The organism is Phyllobacterium ifriqiyense (assembly GCF_030817885.1).
GTDB classification, from domain to species: Bacteria; Pseudomonadota; Alphaproteobacteria; order Rhizobiales; family Rhizobiaceae; genus Phyllobacterium; species Phyllobacterium ifriqiyense.
Genome location: NZ_JAUSZT010000003.1, coordinates 2618195 through 2634920 on the forward strand (window position 1 = coordinate 2618195; position 16726 = coordinate 2634920).

Sequence of the window (16726 nt, forward strand, 5' to 3'; positions counted from 1 at the left end):
TCACCAGCTTGCCATGGGCTGAGCCATCAGGCTGCCGTGTTCAGGCTTAAACGAGTGATCACCGCATATACGCAGAGTTGCCCATGCGGTTGCAAGATTACTGGTCACAACTGGCTTGCCAATCGCCTGTTCGATTTCTGCCGCCACAATTGCTGCGCGAACGGCAGTACAAGATATGAACAGGGCATCCGCATCGCTGGCGATTGTTTCGCGTGCAGCCAAGATCAATGACTTTGTGCTGATCCTTGCCATCTCCCGGTCATCATCCAGTCCAAAGCAGCTGAAATTCGCAATCTCAAAGCCCTTGTTGCTGAAATAGCTCGCCATTGGAGTGCTGGTCTCAAGCGTGTAAGGCGTAAGAATGCTGATCCTTTTCGCATCGAACGCCTCCAATGCCTTAACGGCGGCCAATGTGGGCGTAACCACAGGCACGTTCGGTTTGGCCTGCCGAATGGCATGCTCAATTTCATCATCGCCAATGACCACAGAGGCTGATGTGCAGGAATAACAGATTGCATCAAGCTCTTCGTCGGGCAGGATCATCCATGCGCCTTCGCTCATCGGACGAAGCATACGCCGCAGATTTTCAGGTGTGGTTGGATTGGCATAGGGAATGCGTGACGTATAAAGGCCAATATTGCTGCTGGCCACCATACGCTGAAAGTCCGGCTCGGTCGTGTGATCGGTGGCAAGAATGAGGAGGCCGACGCGCTTTGATAAAGGCCGATCATCAAAATCAAGATGCAAGTCCGTCTGGCGAATAGTCGGGAACGAGTCCATCTTTGTACTCCTCAATCGATCTTGCCATATCGGCGTTCCAGCCAACGCAGCCCGATTACAGAAACGACACTAATGACGAGGAAGAACGCACCAACCATCGTGATCGGTTCAATATATCTGTAATTGTAGTTGGCGATGCTGCGAGCCTGGTTCATCAACTCAAGTACCGTGATCGCTGAAAGCAGCGGGGTTTCCTTGAACATGGCGATGAAATAGTTAGCCAAAGCCGGGATCATCGGCGGCAATGCCTGCGGCATGATAATCTGGGTCCATGTCTGGAAAGGGCTAAGATTGCATGCCTTTGCCGCCTCCCATTGGCCGCGCGCCACATTATCAATGCCAGCGCGGTACACTTCAGCCGTGTATGTACCGTAATGCAGCCCGAGCCCGATGACACCTGCGACGAGCGGCGAAAGCGTAACCCCGAGGTCCGGCAACACGTAGAAAATGAAGTAGAGCTGCACCAGCAATGGCGTGCCGCGAATGAACTCGGCAATAAAACCCATTGGCATTGATATCAGCCGGTTGCTGGAACGGCGTATAATGGCAATAACAAGCCCAACAATCGCGGCCAGGACCGACCCGAGCAGGGTGGCAATAATGGTAATTTTCACGCCTTCGATCAGCGTTGGAAGAATTTGAACAACGAAAGCCCAATCCCATTCCATTTTCGCCTCCTATGACCTGATGCCGTCTAGGCCGCGCGTCAGGTAACGCTCGAGACCACGGATTGCGAGGGAGATGATGCTGGCGATAAGAAAGTATAGCACAAGGATCGTCAGAAACGGGACGAGTGTATTGCCGGTTTGCGCACGTACGACTTGGGCCTGAAATGTCATATCCGAAAGCGATATGAGCGATACGACAGCTGAAGCTTTTAAAAGCTCAATGGCATTATTACCAAATGTCGGAAGCATCAGGACGAATGCCTGCGGCAGGATGATTTTGCGCAGGCCCTGCCAGGGTGTCAGATTGAGCGCGATACAAGCCTCGTATTGCTCTTTACCAATGGACTTGACTGCTCCGCGAACCACTTCTGCGCCGTAAGCGCCTACATTCAGGCCCAGCGCAAGCACGCCCGCCTGCAACGGCGTGAGCGAAAAGCCAAAGAGCGGCAGCACAAAATAGGCCCAGAATAATTGTACGAAAATCGACGTGCCACGAAAAAATTCAATATAGGCCGTCGCAAGCCAGCGAACGGGAGCGATGCGAGATAATCTCCCAAGCCCGGCGAGAAATGCCATTACCAATGCCAGCACTGAGCCCATCAGCGTCAGCTGGATGGTGACGATTGCGCCGTCGAGGATAAGTTGCAGATAGCCGGCCCATTGGCCCATCGCTTCGCCACCTTTGTAAGAGTAAAGGAAAGAGCCGCTTCACCTTTAAGCGAAGCGGCATTGCTTGCGGCCTTATTTGGCGGCGCAAAGCTTTTCGCGATTGGTCGAGATGGCTGCCGCTGCCGAGAAACCATATGGCTCTATGATTTTGGCAAATTCGCCAGATGTCTTCATCTCGGCAAGAACCTTGTCAAACTCATCACGCAGAGCAGTGTCGCCCTTGCGGAAAGCTGCGCCATCGCAATAAACAGGAGCACCCTGTACCGGCGCAATGACTTCGATGTTCGGATCATTTGCCTTTTTGACCAGATCATTGATTGAAAGAACGGGCAGGGAATATGTATCGATGCGACCGTCCTGCAGCATTTTCAAACCGCTCTGGCCGTCCGGCACAACAATAACGCGCTCACGTGGTACCCCTGCTTCAAGAGCCAGGCGCTCTTCCGTACCGCCGCCCGGCGCGCCGATTGTAGCTTTCTCATCCTTGGCAATATCCGCATAGCTCTTGAAGCCTTTTGGATTGCCCTTTTTAACGAGGAATGCCTCGGCGTCACAAAGGATCGGTTCCGAATAGGACACTGCATTGCAGCGTTCTGGCTTCATGAAAAGACCAGCAGTAACAACATCATGACGGCCAGCCTGTAGACCGGGTATCATGGCGCCATACTCGGAAATTGAAGCAACGACATCGTTGACGCCGAGCTTTTTGAACACCGCACGAGCAACATCCGGACCGGCACCCGATACGCTGCCATCGGCCTTAACGGCCGTGAATGGCGGTTCATTTGCAATTGCAATGCGGGCAAAACCTTGCGCTTTCAACTTGTCGAGCGCTTCGTCAGCCTTTGCCGGCATTGAAGAAACCAGAGCAGACAATGCTGCGGCTCCCAACAATGCACTGATCGTTTGTAGTTTCATCATGTTCCCAACTCCTTGGTTTTCTTTTTTGTAGGATCGCCGAGGGCCTGTTAGATGCGGTGACCTGCGGCGATGATCTTTTTCAGGAAGGCCTGTGTTCTTTCCTGCTTCGGATGTCTGAAAATTTCGTCGGGCTTGCCATCCTCGACAATTCGACCGCGATCAAAGAACAGAACGCGATCAGCAAAATCATGGGCAAAACCCATCTCGTGGGTAACGAGAAGCATTGTCATGTCTGTTTCGCGGCACAGACGCCAAAGCACGTTCAGCACTTCCTCCACGAGTTCTGGATCGAGGGCAGATGTAACTTCGTCAAACAACATGATCTTCGGTTGGAGGGCCAAAGCACGGGCAATTGCGACGCGCTGTTTTTGGCCACCGGAGAGTTGCGACGGCATGGATTTCGCCTTATCCGCAAGCCCAACCATGTCCAGCAATTCCATTGCGTGCTGCTCGGCATCTTTTTTCGCGACGCCCTTTGTCAGCATGGGCGCTAACGTCACATTATCGAGCACGCATTTGTGCGGAAACAGATTGAACAACTGAAAGACCATGCCAATCTTTTCGCGCATTTTGTGAAGATGCGCGTCATCCGCTGGTTGCAGCTTTCCGTTACGCTCCATCTGATAAAGATTGTCGCCGGCAACGCGGATCGTTCCGGAATCTATTCCCTCAAGCGTCATGAGGATGCGCAGGATCGTAGTCTTTCCCGAGCCCGATGGTCCAATGAGAGCGAGCTTTTCGCCCGGTGCTACACTGAATGACAGGTCGTTCAAAACTTTGAACGCACCAAAACTTTTACTGATGCCGTCAATCTCGATGATTGGTGCGGCTGCGGATGGTGGCATGCGTGTCTCCCTTCTGGTTGAGACAACCTCATGCGCTAACGATGGGAGACTTATGAAATCATGTCAATTGTTAAAATTAAATCATGACAATTTAACTGATCGTGATGAAAAATCAGGCAGTTTGGTCAAATTGCAAGGAGCAGATGTTCAAGGTCGCCACGAAGAAGATTGGCAACAACACCAAGTCCGGACCGCAGCTCCTGCTCAGTTGTTGAGCCGAGCGAGATCCGTACCGCCGGATGCCACGGATAATTTGAGATGCGGAAGGACGCGCCGGGTGCGATGGCAACTCCTTGCAGCCTTGCATGCGCCACAAAAGCTTCTTCAGTCCGCTCGCCAGTTAGAGGTAACCAGATGTGCAGGCTTTGCGGATGTGACAAGAAAGGAATGCCGCTTAAGACTTCGGCAGCAACGGAATGTCTGGCCCGCAGCGCCTCACGCTGCCAGTTGACCAAGTCCATGGCCGTGCCGTCCGATACCCATCGGCTCGCAATTTCTGCAACAATTGGTGTCGCCATCCAGTTTGAAACAAGATGCCTGTTGGCAACAGCAGCGACATAGCGATCAGGTGCCACCAAATAGCCGATCCGCAGGCCGGGTATGACGATCTTGGTGAAACTGGTGAAATAGAGCGTTCGCTCTGGCGCAATTGATGCGATGGGAGGCGGACGATGCTCGACAAGCGGGCCCAGCACATCACTCTCAATGATCGCGATGTCATGCTTGCGGGCAATAGCCACCAGAGCATTTCGCCGCTCCAGGCCCATCAGTGTCCCAGTCGGATTGATAACCGAGGGCTGAACGAAAACTGCTTGGATACCGGTGACCCTGCAGCATTCGTCGAGCGATTCCGGAATAATGCCCTGATCATCGATGGCAAGACCTTCAAGCGTAAGGCCAAGATAGGAGGCTAGCGGCGTCAATGTGTGATGCCCTATCCCTTCCGTCGCGACCTTCGAACCGGGTGGCGCTGCGCTCATCAAGGCGACCGTCATGGCAGCAGTCGCACCGTTTGTTACACTGATATTCCCAGGCGCCACCTCCAGTCCGCACGCGCGCAGCCATTCCATTGCGATGGTACGGTGGCGCGGGAAAACAACATTTGGCCGGAATGATAAAGCCGAACTTGGAGGCAGGGTTTCCGACAGCCACGCCAGGGCTTTTTTCATGCGCTCCAAATGCATTGGCTCGCATATGGGCTTCAAGATGGACAGATCGATAACCTCGCCAAGTCGTTCCGGCAGATAGGGAGGATCCGGCTCACGGCTGTTTTGACAGACGAATGTACCACGCCCGGTTTCACCCGAAATCAAATTGCGGCGAATCAATTCTTCATAGGCGCGACTGACAGTCTGTACCGAAAGTCGCAAATCATCGGCCATTCGTCGATGCGTTGGCAGACGGGCGCCACCTTCCAGTTTGCCATCAGCGATAGCACGTGCAATCTGTTCTGCCAGCGATAGATAGGCTGGACGGCGAAGGCTTGTTGGATCTGGTTGCCACAATGTCATGATTTATAAGTGATCGAAGTCAGCGCAATTGACAATCAAAAAATCACAACGTCATGATTATAACATGAATCCAACGGGCGTATCATGACCTCAATCAAGCTAGATCCAATCGATATACGCATCCTTGATGAAATCCAGCGGGAAGGCCGGATCACCAAGCTTGCACTGGCCGAACGGGTAGGAATATCTCCGACACCCTGCTGGACACGTCTGCGCCGCCTGGAAAAGGCAGGTGTCATTACAGGGTATCATGCCCGTATCGCGTTGCGGCTTATCGCGCCCATTACGACCGTGCTCATGGAAGTTACTCTGGGTGCGCACAAACAAGCGGATTTCGAACGGTTTGAACGCGCAATCAAAACGCTGCCAGAAGTGGTTGCCTGTTGGTCGGTCGGAGGAGGCGTCGACTACGTTCTCAAAGTCATGACTCGCGATATCGATGCATATCAGCGACTGGTGGATGACCTTTTGCAACGCGAAATCGGCATAGACCGGTATTTTACCTATATCGTGACCAAGACCGTCAAAGATGACGCGGTATTGCCTGTGGCTGAGTTGTTGACCGACGCGGATAATAGCTAGTCAATCTCTCTTTCAGTGTTACGAAATAAAGACAATCTCTCTTAACCCGGCGTCTCATATAGGCTGTCTCTCTTCCGATTTGTGCGACCCTTGCACCGAACAATTCCGGGAGAGTTGAATGTCCGCTCACTTTGCACGACCAGATCGCCATGCCGCACTTGATCGCCTGACCGACCGGCGCATGCTGCGCGAACTGGCCTATGTCGATGGCCATTGGACTGCAGGTGACGCAGGACAGACCTTTGAAGTTTCTGACCCTGCGACCGGTGCTGCTATAGCCTGGGTATCCAAGCTCAATGCGGATCAAACTTCGATTGCCGTTGATGCTGCCGTGAGAGCTTGGCCGGCTTGGCGGGCGCTTCTCCCTCAAGAGCGAACGGCAAGATTGCGGAAGTGGTACGAACTCATATTGGCTGCGAAGGATGATCTGGCTTTGATCATGACCCTTGAGCAGGGCAAGCCGCTCAGTGAATCGCGTGGCGAAATCGAGTATGCCGCCTCCTTTATCGAGTGGTATGCGGAAGAGGCCAAGCGCTTAAACGCCGAGAATGTAACAAGTCATCTTTCCGGCGCTGAGATGATTGTTCGCCGCGAGGCAATTGGCGTTGTCGGGATTGTTACGCCCTGGAACTTCCCATCAGCCATGCTGACGCGAAAGGCAGCCGCCGCCTTGGCCGCTGGTTGTACTGTCGTTGCGCATCCATCATCGGAAACGCCGCTTTCGGCGCTTGCTCTGGCAGAGCTTGCTGATCGTGCAGGTATTCCTGCTGGCGTTTTCAATATTGTCACAGGCGACGCTGCAACAGTGGTTGGGCGCATGTGCAAAGACCCGCGCGTTCGGGCGTTAAGCTTCACTGGTTCAACAGAAATTGGCCGGCTTATCGCGGCGCAATGTGCGCCAACCATGAAAACTCTCGTGATGGAATTGGGCGGTCATGCACCGCTTATCGTGTTTGCCGATGCGGATATTGATCGCGCCGTAGACATCGCCATTGATGCAAAGTTCGCCACTTCGGGACAGGATTGTCTCGCTGCAAACCGGATTTATGTTGAGCGCCCAATACATGCGGCTTTTGCCGCAGCATTTGCCATGCGGATTTCTAAGCTGAAGGTCGCTCCAGGACTGACTGAGGGCGTTGATATCGGTCCTCTGATGCATCAACGCGCCGTTCAAAAGGTTGAAGAGCAGGTTGAGGATGCCGTGGCACGAGGCGCGAAATGCGCTGTCGGCGGCAAGCGCCATGACGCCGGTGCACTATTTTATGAGCCCACGCTTCTTTTGAATGTACCAGAAGATGCACTGATCATGCGCGAAGAGACATTCGGGCCCTGTGGCGGCTCTTGCCGTATTTGATACGGAAGAAGAGGTCGTTCAGCGCGCCAACGATACAGAATATGGTTTGGTTGCTTATGCCGTGACCAAGGATGGGGCACGAATGCTGCGTCTTGGCCGTAGCCTCGAATATGGAATGGTCGCGATAAACCGGGTGAAAATCACCGGCGCGCCAATTCCCTTCGGGGGCATTAAACAGTCCGGGCTGGGGCGCGAAGGATCGCGGCACGGAATCGAGGCTTTCACAGAACTAAAATATCTCTGCATCGACACTCACTGATTTAGAAGAACAGGATAGTACCATGCTTGAACGCTCGAACGAATTGAACGCCTGGGATCGGGACCACTTCTTTCACCCGTCAACTCATATGGGCGCTCATGCGCGCGGTGAAACACCAACGCGTATTATCAAAAGCGGTGAGGGCGTTCATATTACCGATAGTACCGGTCGCACCAGTATTGATGCATTCGCGGGGCTTTACTGCGTCAATGTTGGCTATGGCCGAACCGAAATCGCCGACGCCATTGCAAAACAGGCTCACGAGCTCGCTTATTACCATGCCTATGTCGGGCATGGCACGGATGCATCAATAACACTTTCCAAGATGATCATTGATCGCGCGCCGGAAGGAATGAGCCGGGTCTATTTCGGGCTTTCCGGCTCTGACGCCAATGAAACCAACATCAAATTGATCTGGTACTACAACAATGTTCTGGGTCGTCCTGAAAAGAAGAAAATCATTTCCCGTTGGCGTGGCTATCATGGCTCGGGAATCATGACCGGCAGCATGACAGGGCTTGAGCTTTTCCATAATGCCTTTGATCTGCCGCGTGCGCCAATTCTCCACACGGAAGCACCCTATTACTTCCGCCGCGAAGATCGTTCGATGAGCGAAGAGCAATTTTCGCAACATTGTGCCGACAAGCTGGAAGAGATGATCCTTGCAGAAGGACCGGAAACAGTCGCAGCCTTCATCGGTGAGCCAATTCTTGGGACAGGCGGCATTGTCCCGCCGCCAGCAGGTTACTGGGAAAAAATTCAGGCCGTACTCAACAAATACGACATTTTACTCGTAGCTGATGAAGTGGTTACCGGATTTGGCCGTTTGGGTACAATGTTCGGATCGGATCATTATGGCATTAAGCCCGATCTGATCACCATTGCGAAGGGGCTCACCTCAGCATATGCACCGCTCTCGGGCGTCATCGTTTCAGATAAGGTTTGGCAGGTACTGGTCAAGGGATCCGATATGCTTGGTGCAATCGGGCATGGTTGGACCTATTCAGCACATCCGATCTGCACTGCGGCTGGTATCGCCAATCTCGAACTTATCGACAAGCTCGATCTTGTGACAAATGCCGGTGAAACCGGTGCTTATTTCCGCAAGCAGTTGACTGAAGCCTTGGCAGAGAATGCCATCGTCGGTGAAGTGCGCGGTGACGGGATGCTCGCCGCCGTAGAATTTGTTGCTGACAAAGACGATAGGAAATTCTTTGACCCTGCATTGAAAGTCGGACCACGCATTGCGGCAGCTCTGGCTGAACTTGGCGTGCTTGGGCGGGCCATGCCGCAAGGCGATATTCTGGGCTTTGCACCACCATTATGTTTGACCCGGGACGAGGCTGACACGGTTGTCAATGCCGCGGCCAAAGCGGTCGAGTCGATTGCAAAAACGCTCTGAGGTTCACAATGAAAGAGCAAAACATTCCGCAGACCATGGCCGCTATACAACTCATTGGCCATGGCGGGCTCGACAAGCTGATTTACAATGAGAACACGCCGGTTCCTACACCTGCGCCGGGCGAGGTTCTTATCGAAATAACCGCTTGCGGTATGAACAATACGGATGTCTGGGTGCGGGAAGGCGCCTACGGCACCGAGGAAGATGCTGGCGCCGTTTCAACCTGGCGCCGACAAGAGCCGACATTAAGGTTTCCGCGCGTTCAGGGGACTGACATAGTCGGGACAATTGTTGATGTTGGCGAGGGCGTCGACAAGGGGCGTATCGGGCAACGCGTAATGGTCGATTTTTCCATCTATAATCGCGATGATGATAGTCTTGCCGATATCGATTATATTGGTCATGGACGCGATGGCGGTTATGCCGAATATGTAACCGTGCCGGTTGAAAATGCCCATTACGTCAACACGGATTTGAGTGATATCGAACTTGCCACCTTCTGCTGTGCATATTTAACCGGCGAACAGATGCTGGAACGTGCCGGATTGCGGGCAGGAGAGCGAGTGCTTGTTACTGGCGCATCAGGTGGCGTGGGCTCCGGTATTGTTCAACTTGCAAGAGCACGGGGTGCAATTCCCTATGCGCTTGTGGGAGCGGGCAAAGAACAGGCATTGCTAGACATTGGCGCTGAAGCAGTGATCACACGGGGCACCAATGACCTTGTGGCAGCGGTGAATGATGCGACCGGCGGAGAGCCAATTGACGTCGTAGCCGATCTTGTTGGCGGTTCAATATTCAACGATTTGCTGCGCATTCTCAGGGCTGAGGGTCGTTACACCACAGCCGGAGCAATTGCTGGACCTGTTGTGCAGCTCGATCTTCGCACCATGTATCTTAAACAACTGGCTTTGCATGGCTCATCGCAGGGCACGCGGGGAGATTTCCGCCGGATCGTGCGCTATATTGAAGAAGGCAAGATCCGGCCGCTTGTTGGCGGCGTCTATCCGCTTTCTGAGTTTCACCGCGCACAAACGGATTTCATGGCCAAATCCTTCGTCGGGAAACTGATTGTCGTGCCGGATGCCAAATTCGACAATATCCGAATTAATGGAAATCCCTAGATTTCGGCATTATGCGAACATTTCTGGGATGACGCGCCCGCGCGTCTCCCTGGACAGAATGGTTGACTTCGTCACTGCGTGATACGGGCAAAATGGCCCGCTGCTCAGAGAGACGATAAAGGTCGCCAGTCCGATCGATAAGCTTTCTGGCAACGATGTGCACCACATTATCGGCGCTTTGAACTATTCCTTCGATCTGGATCAGCCGAGATCCCATCACTTCCTTACGATAAATGTTGAGGAGCTTTTGCCAGATGACAATGTTGGAGATGCCTGTTTCATCTTCAATAGTCATAAAGACAACGCCTTTTGCAGTTCCAGGCCTTTGCCGAACAGTCACCACTCCAGCCAGTTTGACGCGCTTATTATTCGCCAGACTATTTGCAAATTGGCATGTGGAAACGCCTTCTGACACAAACATTTCTCGCAAAAACTGCATCGGATGCCCTTTGAGCGAAAGCCTTGTCGATTCGTAATCGGCAATGACGTGCTCAGAGAGTTTCATTTGAGGAAGAACCGTTTTGACTTCTGTAGCCAACTCATTTGTTTCAGCCGCTTGAAATAGGGGCAACGTCGTGTTGTCAGGGAAGCGGCGCACGGCCCAAAGTGCCTCTCGCCGGTCGATACCTAGCGAACGAAATGCATCTCCATCGGCAAGCAAGACAAAAGCCCGTCTTTCAAGTTTCGTCAGACGCCTTACCTGTTCAATATCGGTATAGGCTTGCTTTCTTCTCTCACAGATCAAGTCGGCCCAAGGCTTTGAAAAACCATCGACCTGACGAAAACCGAGTCTTGTGCATAAAACACCATTTTCCTTTGATTCCAATGTGTTGTCCCAATGACTGAAATTAATATCTACAGGACGTACTTCGACATCATGCTTGCGCGCATCGCGAATAATCTGGTCTGGCGGATAAAAACCCATAGGCTGTGAGTTCAACAATGCCGCCGCGAAAGCAGCGGGATAATGACACTTAATCCAAGATGAAATATAGACCAGGATGGCAAAACTCGCAGCATGGCTTTCAGGAAAACCATACTCGCCAAATCCTTTGATCTGGTTGAAGCAGTTTTGAGCGAAATCCCTTTCATAGCCTCGGCGAACCATGCCTTCCACCATCTTGTTTTCCAGTTTGTGTATAGTTCCCACATGCCGGAAAGTTGCCATGGCGCGGCGCAATTGATTAGCTTCATCGCCGGTAAAACCTGCTGCGACGATGGCAATACTCATCGCCTGCTCCTGAAAGAGAGGAACTCCAAGCGTCCGGACAAGAACCTCTTTCAATTCGTCTTTATGTCCGTGATCAGGCGAGGGTGAAGGATAAACAACAGAATCAGGATTGTTGCGCCGCTTCAAATAGGGATGAACCATATCCCCCTGAATGGGTCCCGGTCTTACTATGGCGACTTCAATAACCAGATCGTAAAATTTCCTCGGACGAAGGCGCGGCAGCATATTCATCTGTGCACGGCTTTCCACTTGGAAGACCCCAAGGGAATCTGCCTTGCAGAGCATGTCGTAGACGTCGTCATCATCCAATGGGATGTCCGCAAGTCCATAGCGTTTACCACCGTGTAGATGAATGAGATCAAAGGCCTTGCGGATACAAGTGAGCATGCCAAGCGAAAGAACATCGACTTTCATGATATTGAGTTCGTCAATATCATCCTTGTTCCATTCGATGAAAGTACGGTCTTTCATGGCGGCGGGCCCTATCGGAACGGTCAAATCAAGACGTTCCTGCGTGAGGACGAAACCACCAACATGTTGGGAAAGATGACGTGGGAAACCAAGCAGTTCCTTGGCAAGCCTTATGGTGCGGCGGATCATGACATTATCAGGATCAAGTCCAGCCTGCTTTATTTCCTGCTTTTCAACGACCGATCCCCAACTACCCCAAACCATATTGGCCAAAGCGGCAGTGACATCTTCTGTCAGGCCCAGTGCTTTCCCAACATCACGGATTGCACTGCGCGGCCGATAACTGATGACGGTTGCAATAATAGCAGCATGGTCGCGCCCATATCGCTCGAAAATCCATTGCATGACTTCTTCGCGGCGCTCATGCTCGAAATCCACATCAATATCGGGCGGTTCTTTACGTTCTTTCGAAAGAAACCGGTCAAAAAGCAGGTTGCTCGTGGCAGGATCAACGGCCGTAATGCCCAGACAATAACAGACAGCAGAATTGGCCGAGGAACCGCGCCCCTGACAAAGGATATTTTTTGAACGGGCATAGGTAACAATGTCATAAACGGTCAGGAAGTAGGGAGCGTATTCCAACTCCCCGATCAGGGTCAGTTCTTTTTCCAGGATCGTAGACACATTTTTGGGAATGCCATCCGGATAGCGTTTATTGGCGCCGATCCATGTTTCATCGATCAGATGTTGCTGGGGTGTTTTGCCGGGTGGAACAGGTTCATCAGGATATTGATAGCGTAAATCATCAAGAGAAAAACTGATCGGCTTCACAAAGCGCTGCGTCTCTTCAAGTGCTTCCGGAAAAAACCGAAAGAGATACTGCATGTCGGTTGGCGATTTCAGATGTCGCTCTGCATTCTTTTCCAGTTTGCGGCCAGCTGTCTCTATCGTAACATGCTCACGGATACAGGTCAGCACATCCTGAAGTGGCCGCCGGGCAGGAGTGTGATAAAGCACATCATTAACTGCCAAAAATGGAATGTTTGCATCGGCTGCAATTCGAACCAGTTTTTCACCGTGACGCCTGTCGGCTCCCTTGCGCGGCATCACCAGACCAAGCCAAACGCAATCCGGCGCTGCAAAAGCCAGTTTTTTTAGGAAGTCCGTGAAGCTTTCGTCGGGATTTTCGGGAGGCATTACAGCTATCTGAAAATTGTCTGCCTTGAACAGAAAGTCTTCGAAAAGCAGATGGCATTCCCCTTTGGTCTTGGCACGGTGCTTTCCCACACTCAAAATCTGGCAGAGATGACCGTAAGCAGGGCGATCTCGCGGATAAACAACAAGGTCAGGCGTGCCGTCAGTGAAACTTAGCCGACAACCAATATAGAGGTCTATTGAAAGACCCTGTTCTTTTTTAATTTCTTTTCTGGCGCTATGGGCTCGCACCACGCCAGCAAGTGTATTGCAATCGGCAATACCAATGCCTTTAAGCCCCAGAAGAGCTGCAGCCAGAACCAGTTCCTGGGGTTGCGACGCCCCCTTGAGGAAGGAAAAATTGCTGGTGACGGCAAGCTCAGTATAATCCATCAGGCAAAAATCCCATGCAAATACCATCGGGGGGTGGGATCGCCTCGCTCATACAGACCTTCGCGGAATACCCAAAAACGCTTTCCCTGATTGTCTTCAACCCGGTAATAGTCGCGTGTGAGAGCACCCGCATGCTCGCGCCACCATTCTGGTGCAATACGCTCGGGTCCTTCAGCTAAAACAATCGTGTGCTGTACGCGGCGCCACGTAAAGCGCGCCGGTGCACCGTCAGGAACTCCCGATGTCGTTTCAATGCGTTCGGGTGGATTAAACAGTCTGATTGGTCTTTCGGGAGGATTTCCAGGGTAATGTTCTGGTGACCACTGAACTGATTGATCCGATCTATTCCCGGCTGCAGCTTCAAGCATGACAGCACGTTCAGGAATGTGCGTATCAACAGCAACAGGTCGCAACACACGCGAACTGCCCAATCTTATAGAAAGTCTATCGATGAGCGCATCAAATGCTTCTGTCTCTTGCCGCGTATTGTCGAGACTTTTCTGCAGCGCATGTGTTTGTTCTGTTCGAATAGCAGAGAGCCGAACAATATCAAAGCCATAGCCTGCATCCAGAGGTTCTGCCAAGCTTGATAGCCTCTCCTTGAGCAATCGCAGTAATGTTTTTGTCTCTACAAGCGGCCTTCCGGATTCAATACGAATCCGTCTCACATTTCCATCAACACGAAAAAAGCTCGCTTCGATTTCACGCGCACCTTGAACACGGGTTTGCAATTGCCTGAAAAGTTCATCGCCAAGGGATTGAAGTAAAAGCTCGACGGAATCCATAACAACCAAAGGTTCGGTCATGCGTCGCTCAACCATACAGACAGGCACAATACGGCGCGGAGAAATTGGCTGGTCTTGCCTGCCAAAAAGACTGTCCAGGCGATTGATCAGCTCTTTTCCGAAACGGGCAGCAAGGGCAGCACGGGGCAGAACCTCGACTTCGCCAACATGCAGCAGACCTGCGCGCTTCAGACCAGCAAGATGTGCTGCTTCTATCTCAAGACAGGCAAGGTGCAGTTTATATAGTCTCTTTTCTTCATCATCGCCGATGACACCGCCGGATGAATAGCGTGCAAAGGCACGGGCAGAGGCTGCATTGCTTGCGATGGCTGATTTTACTGCCACGCCCTGTTGATTGAGACGATTGTGAATATCCTTGAGCATAGTGTGCTCATCCCCAAAAAGATGAACACAGCCTGTAATATCGAGGATAAGACCATCCGGATCGTCAAAAGCGACCAGAGGCGTGTATCGATCACACCAATCTGCCAGACGCTCCAAAAATGCGGAATCCTGACGAGGTGAGGCAAATGCGATATCCAGCTTTTCAAACTGCGCACGTGCATCAGCCAAAGTCATGCTTTTGTATAGACCTGCTTTTGCAGCTCTCTGATCAACCGCTACCAGCCGTAAAGTATTGGCAATCTTGTCAACAACAATGAGATACTGATCAGAACGGTCGCGCTGCGAATTTTCGCGTTTGAGACGATCCGTAGGAAGATGTGGAAACCACAGAGCCAAAAACCGGCTCGATCCGTTGGAAAACATGATTTTCACTCTCCCATTGTAATAGCCATTGGCCTGTGTTGCCCTGCCTGTTGCGAATGAGTTGGACATGAAAAACAGGGTTGCCCGGCGCGTTTGCACCAGGGGATTGTGAGGTTGCAGCACGAATTAACCACCGTGTGACGGCAGCATTTTCACCCGGAACAGCTCCCAGCCTCAGGAGAAAGGCGGGCACTTCGGCCTGTTGTGCGCTAAGCAGTAATTTTCGCGAGGCAGTCAGATCCAGACATTTGGGATGGCCCCACGGCGCAATAATAACTGCTCCCATACCGCGAATGCCAAGGCTGTCTGCTGCAGCCTTTAAAACATTATGAGGCGAGGAGCACCGAACGAAAATCACCCGCTTCGGGTCGAGACCCAAATAATGCAGGCCGGGAGCATAGGGAAAGCCATGTTCATTGCCTGTAAAATCCTCTTCAATCCAAAGAATGGGGCTTAGGTTGGCTGATGCGCGCAAGGCGAGGGCAATAACAAAACCTGTTGTGGCTCCTGCGTCCCCACTTTCCTTCGCAAAAATCTCATGCAGAGCGCCTCGCTGAAGGCCACCCCGAAATATGCTGTCTACAGTCCGGCAGCCAAGATCAAAGGCAGAGCCAGACGCACCTTGCGTGCCTTGCTCATTTAGAGACGCAATATCGCGTCTTAACGCCGTTAGATCGACGATCGCCACTATAGAACCCCTGTTTGTTCATGATATGTTCCATTATCAAATTTAAGGTATCCAGTGTCAAGCGCTTCCCGACGCGAATGGTTAGAATCAGATCATCACTTCCAGATTTCAGAGTCATCCAGCCTTTCGCTGTTGAGACTCATGGGAAGGATTTCTGATCTGGTTCTGAAGCCCTTCTTCACGATAATGGTTGTGTTATAGATTGAGGTGAAACTACGCTCAAAGTCATAGAAATGATCGCATGTCTGCCAAATCCACTGCTCCCATACCTAAATCGGAAAAGAGACATTCACTATTATTTCGCTGGATGTTGAGGCGGAATGCTCGGCAGGCGTTAAAGCTGCCACAGGTCAGAGCCCGAGAAACAGAGCTGTTTCGTAAAAGTATAAAGGGAAATTTGCCAAATTCAGGTAATGTTCTCCTGGCAGCATGCGATGATCGCTATTTCTACAATTTCGCTCTGGGGCTGATCAAATCCATCGAACGTCTAGGTCAGGCTGAGGCATTCCATCTTCTGCTTCTTCAACCTTCCGGCAAGGTCATCGAGGAAGCGGCTACCCTTTCCAAGACTCTCAAGCACGTGAGGCTGACCTATTCTATTGATCCATGCGCACTGGCAGAGGGGCTGCCACGCCGTGAAATCTATTATACCGCCGCACGCTTCCTGCTAGCGCCTTTAATTCTGGAAGCTGGTGTCGAACGCCTTCTTATGATTGATGTCGACGCCGTGATGAATCGGTCTCCCTGGCCAATAATTCCATCTGATTTCGACCATCAAAGCGGAGCATTCATATTTAGAAGGAATGAAAAACATCCGTGGCGCAAAATTCTTGCATCTGCCGTTCTTTTAAATAATTCGCCAGGTTCAATGCGATTGGCAAATGCAATTGCCGTTTCGATAGCAGTTAGCTTGGGGAAGAAACCCAAATATCATATCGACCAGATTCTACCGTTTTACGTCTGCGACTTTGCAAGCAAAACGATTCAGAATTTTTCCACTGTGGATATTCCCCCCAAACTCATGGGATATGATTACGAGCCGGAAGCCGCTTTCTGGACAGTCAAGGGTCATCAGGCGCTTGATACTTTTATAAGCGAAAGAGACAGGCTTCTTGGCCCAACGGAACAAGAAAACTAAGTCCGC

The 16726-nt window shown here is 51.8% G+C and carries 13 protein-coding genes and 1 pseudogene; 5 read left to right on the top strand and 9 right to left on the bottom strand.

Translation table 11 applies throughout. From position 1 onward, the window contains the following. The 6 genes from eutA to ehuR all read right to left on the bottom strand — a co-directional run bounded on the left by eutA (position 1) and on the right by ehuR (position 5394). Positions 1 to 780, bottom strand: coding sequence for an ectoine utilization protein EutA (eutA, locus tag QFZ34_RS20445; RefSeq protein WP_307284860.1), 780 nt, complete (start codon positions 778 to 780; stop codon positions 1 to 3). 11 nt (positions 781 to 791) lie between these two features. Then, positions 792 to 1448: an ectoine/hydroxyectoine ABC transporter permease subunit EhuD gene (gene ehuD / locus QFZ34_RS20450; RefSeq protein WP_115053133.1), complete on the bottom strand. Its 657-nt coding sequence runs from the start codon at positions 1446 to 1448 to the stop codon at positions 792 to 794. 9 nt (positions 1449 to 1457) lie between these two features. Continuing rightward, complete coding sequence (gene ehuC, locus QFZ34_RS20455) at positions 1458 to 2117, bottom strand: ectoine/hydroxyectoine ABC transporter permease subunit EhuC (protein ID WP_307284864.1); 660 nt, start codon at positions 2115 to 2117, stop codon at positions 1458 to 1460. A 72-nt stretch (positions 2118 to 2189) separates the two neighbouring features. Beyond that, positions 2190 to 3038, bottom strand: coding sequence for an ectoine/hydroxyectoine ABC transporter substrate-binding protein EhuB (gene ehuB / locus QFZ34_RS20460; protein WP_370878820.1), 849 nt, complete (start codon positions 3036 to 3038; stop codon positions 2190 to 2192). Positions 3039 to 3085: 47 nt separating this feature from the next. Next, entirely contained in the window at positions 3086 to 3883 is a 798-nt protein-coding gene (gene ehuA / locus QFZ34_RS20465; RefSeq protein ID WP_115053131.1) for an ectoine/hydroxyectoine ABC transporter ATP-binding protein EhuA, read from the bottom strand. Between the two features lie 125 nt (positions 3884 to 4008). Then, on the bottom strand, positions 4009 to 5394 hold the full coding sequence (ehuR, locus tag QFZ34_RS20470) for a MocR-like ectoine utilization transcription factor EhuR (protein WP_307284869.1): 1386 nt from the start codon (positions 5392 to 5394) through the stop codon (positions 4009 to 4011). 84 nt (positions 5395 to 5478) lie between these two features. Here ehuR and QFZ34_RS20475 point away from each other — a divergent pair, with 84 nt between their 5' ends. From QFZ34_RS20475 to QFZ34_RS20490, 4 genes and pseudogenes are all read left to right on the top strand, one after another. Next, complete coding sequence (locus QFZ34_RS20475) at positions 5479 to 5976, top strand: Lrp/AsnC family transcriptional regulator (RefSeq protein ID WP_307284872.1); 498 nt, start codon at positions 5479 to 5481, stop codon at positions 5974 to 5976. Positions 5977 to 6094: 118 nt separating this feature from the next. Then, positions 6095 to 7589: pseudogene (locus tag QFZ34_RS20480) on the top strand (NAD-dependent succinate-semialdehyde dehydrogenase). A 22-nt stretch (positions 7590 to 7611) separates the two neighbouring features. Then, entirely contained in the window at positions 7612 to 8991 is a 1380-nt protein-coding gene (locus QFZ34_RS20485; RefSeq protein ID WP_307284877.1) for an aspartate aminotransferase family protein, read from the top strand. An 8-nt stretch (positions 8992 to 8999) separates the two neighbouring features. Further along, positions 9000 to 10112 carry an alcohol dehydrogenase family protein gene (locus QFZ34_RS20490; protein ID WP_307284880.1) on the top strand — a complete coding sequence of 371 codons (1113 nt, stop codon included), beginning with the start codon at positions 9000 to 9002 and terminating at the stop codon, positions 10110 to 10112. Here QFZ34_RS20490 and QFZ34_RS20495 read toward each other — a convergent pair. The 3 genes from QFZ34_RS20495 to QFZ34_RS20505 are packed head-to-tail and all read right to left on the bottom strand — an operon-like array spanning position 10096 to position 15582. Then, entirely contained in the window at positions 10096 to 13344 is a 3249-nt protein-coding gene (locus tag QFZ34_RS20495) for an error-prone DNA polymerase (protein WP_307286523.1), read from the bottom strand. The two genes, QFZ34_RS20490 and QFZ34_RS20495, sit on opposite strands and share 17 nt — an antisense overlap. Next, complete coding sequence (locus QFZ34_RS20500) at positions 13341 to 14894, bottom strand: Y-family DNA polymerase (RefSeq protein WP_307284883.1); 1554 nt, start codon at positions 14892 to 14894, stop codon at positions 13341 to 13343. The genes QFZ34_RS20495 and QFZ34_RS20500 overlap by 4 nt, the downstream gene beginning before the upstream one ends. Then, the gene (locus tag QFZ34_RS20505) at positions 14797 to 15582 is read right to left on the bottom strand and encodes an ImuA family protein (RefSeq protein WP_307284886.1); all 786 of its coding nucleotides are present in this window, start codon (positions 15580 to 15582) and stop codon (positions 14797 to 14799) included. The genes QFZ34_RS20500 and QFZ34_RS20505 overlap by 98 nt, the downstream gene beginning before the upstream one ends. 241 nt (positions 15583 to 15823) lie before the next feature. On the opposite strand from QFZ34_RS20505, the gene QFZ34_RS20510 reads away from it, so the two are divergent. Beyond that, a complete protein-coding gene (locus QFZ34_RS20510; protein WP_307284890.1) occupies positions 15824 to 16720 on the top strand; it encodes a hypothetical protein in 897 nt (298 codons plus the stop codon). Positions 16721 to 16726 lie beyond the last annotated feature (6 nt).

Bases quoted from the DNA above. Each gene is read 5' to 3' on its own strand.
- eutA (WP_307284860.1), bottom strand. From the start codon at position 780: ATGGACTCGTTCCCGACTATTCGCCAGACGGACTTGCATCTTGATTTT.
- ehuD (WP_115053133.1), bottom strand. From the start codon at position 1,448: ATGGAATGGGATTGGGCTTTCGTTGTTCAAATTCTTCCAACGCTGATC.
- ehuC (WP_307284864.1), bottom strand. From the start codon at position 2,117: ATGGGCCAATGGGCCGGCTATCTGCAACTTATCCTCGACGGCGCAATC.
- ehuB (WP_370878820.1), bottom strand. From the start codon at position 3,038: ATGATGAAACTACAAACGATCAGTGCATTGTTGGGAGCCGCAGCATTG.
- ehuA (WP_115053131.1), bottom strand. From the start codon at position 3,883: ATGCCACCATCCGCAGCCGCACCAATCATCGAGATTGACGGCATCAGT.
- ehuR (WP_307284869.1), bottom strand. From the start codon at position 5,394: ATGACATTGTGGCAACCAGATCCAACAAGCCTTCGCCGTCCAGCCTAT.
- QFZ34_RS20475 (WP_307284872.1), top strand. From the start codon at position 5,479: ATGACCTCAATCAAGCTAGATCCAATCGATATACGCATCCTTGATGAA.
- QFZ34_RS20485 (WP_307284877.1), top strand. From the start codon at position 7,612: ATGCTTGAACGCTCGAACGAATTGAACGCCTGGGATCGGGACCACTTC.
- QFZ34_RS20490 (WP_307284880.1), top strand. From the start codon at position 9,000: ATGAAAGAGCAAAACATTCCGCAGACCATGGCCGCTATACAACTCATT.
- QFZ34_RS20500 (WP_307284883.1), bottom strand. From the start codon at position 14,894: ATGTTTTCCAACGGATCGAGCCGGTTTTTGGCTCTGTGGTTTCCACAT.
- QFZ34_RS20510 (WP_307284890.1), top strand. From the start codon at position 15,824: ATGTCTGCCAAATCCACTGCTCCCATACCTAAATCGGAAAAGAGACAT.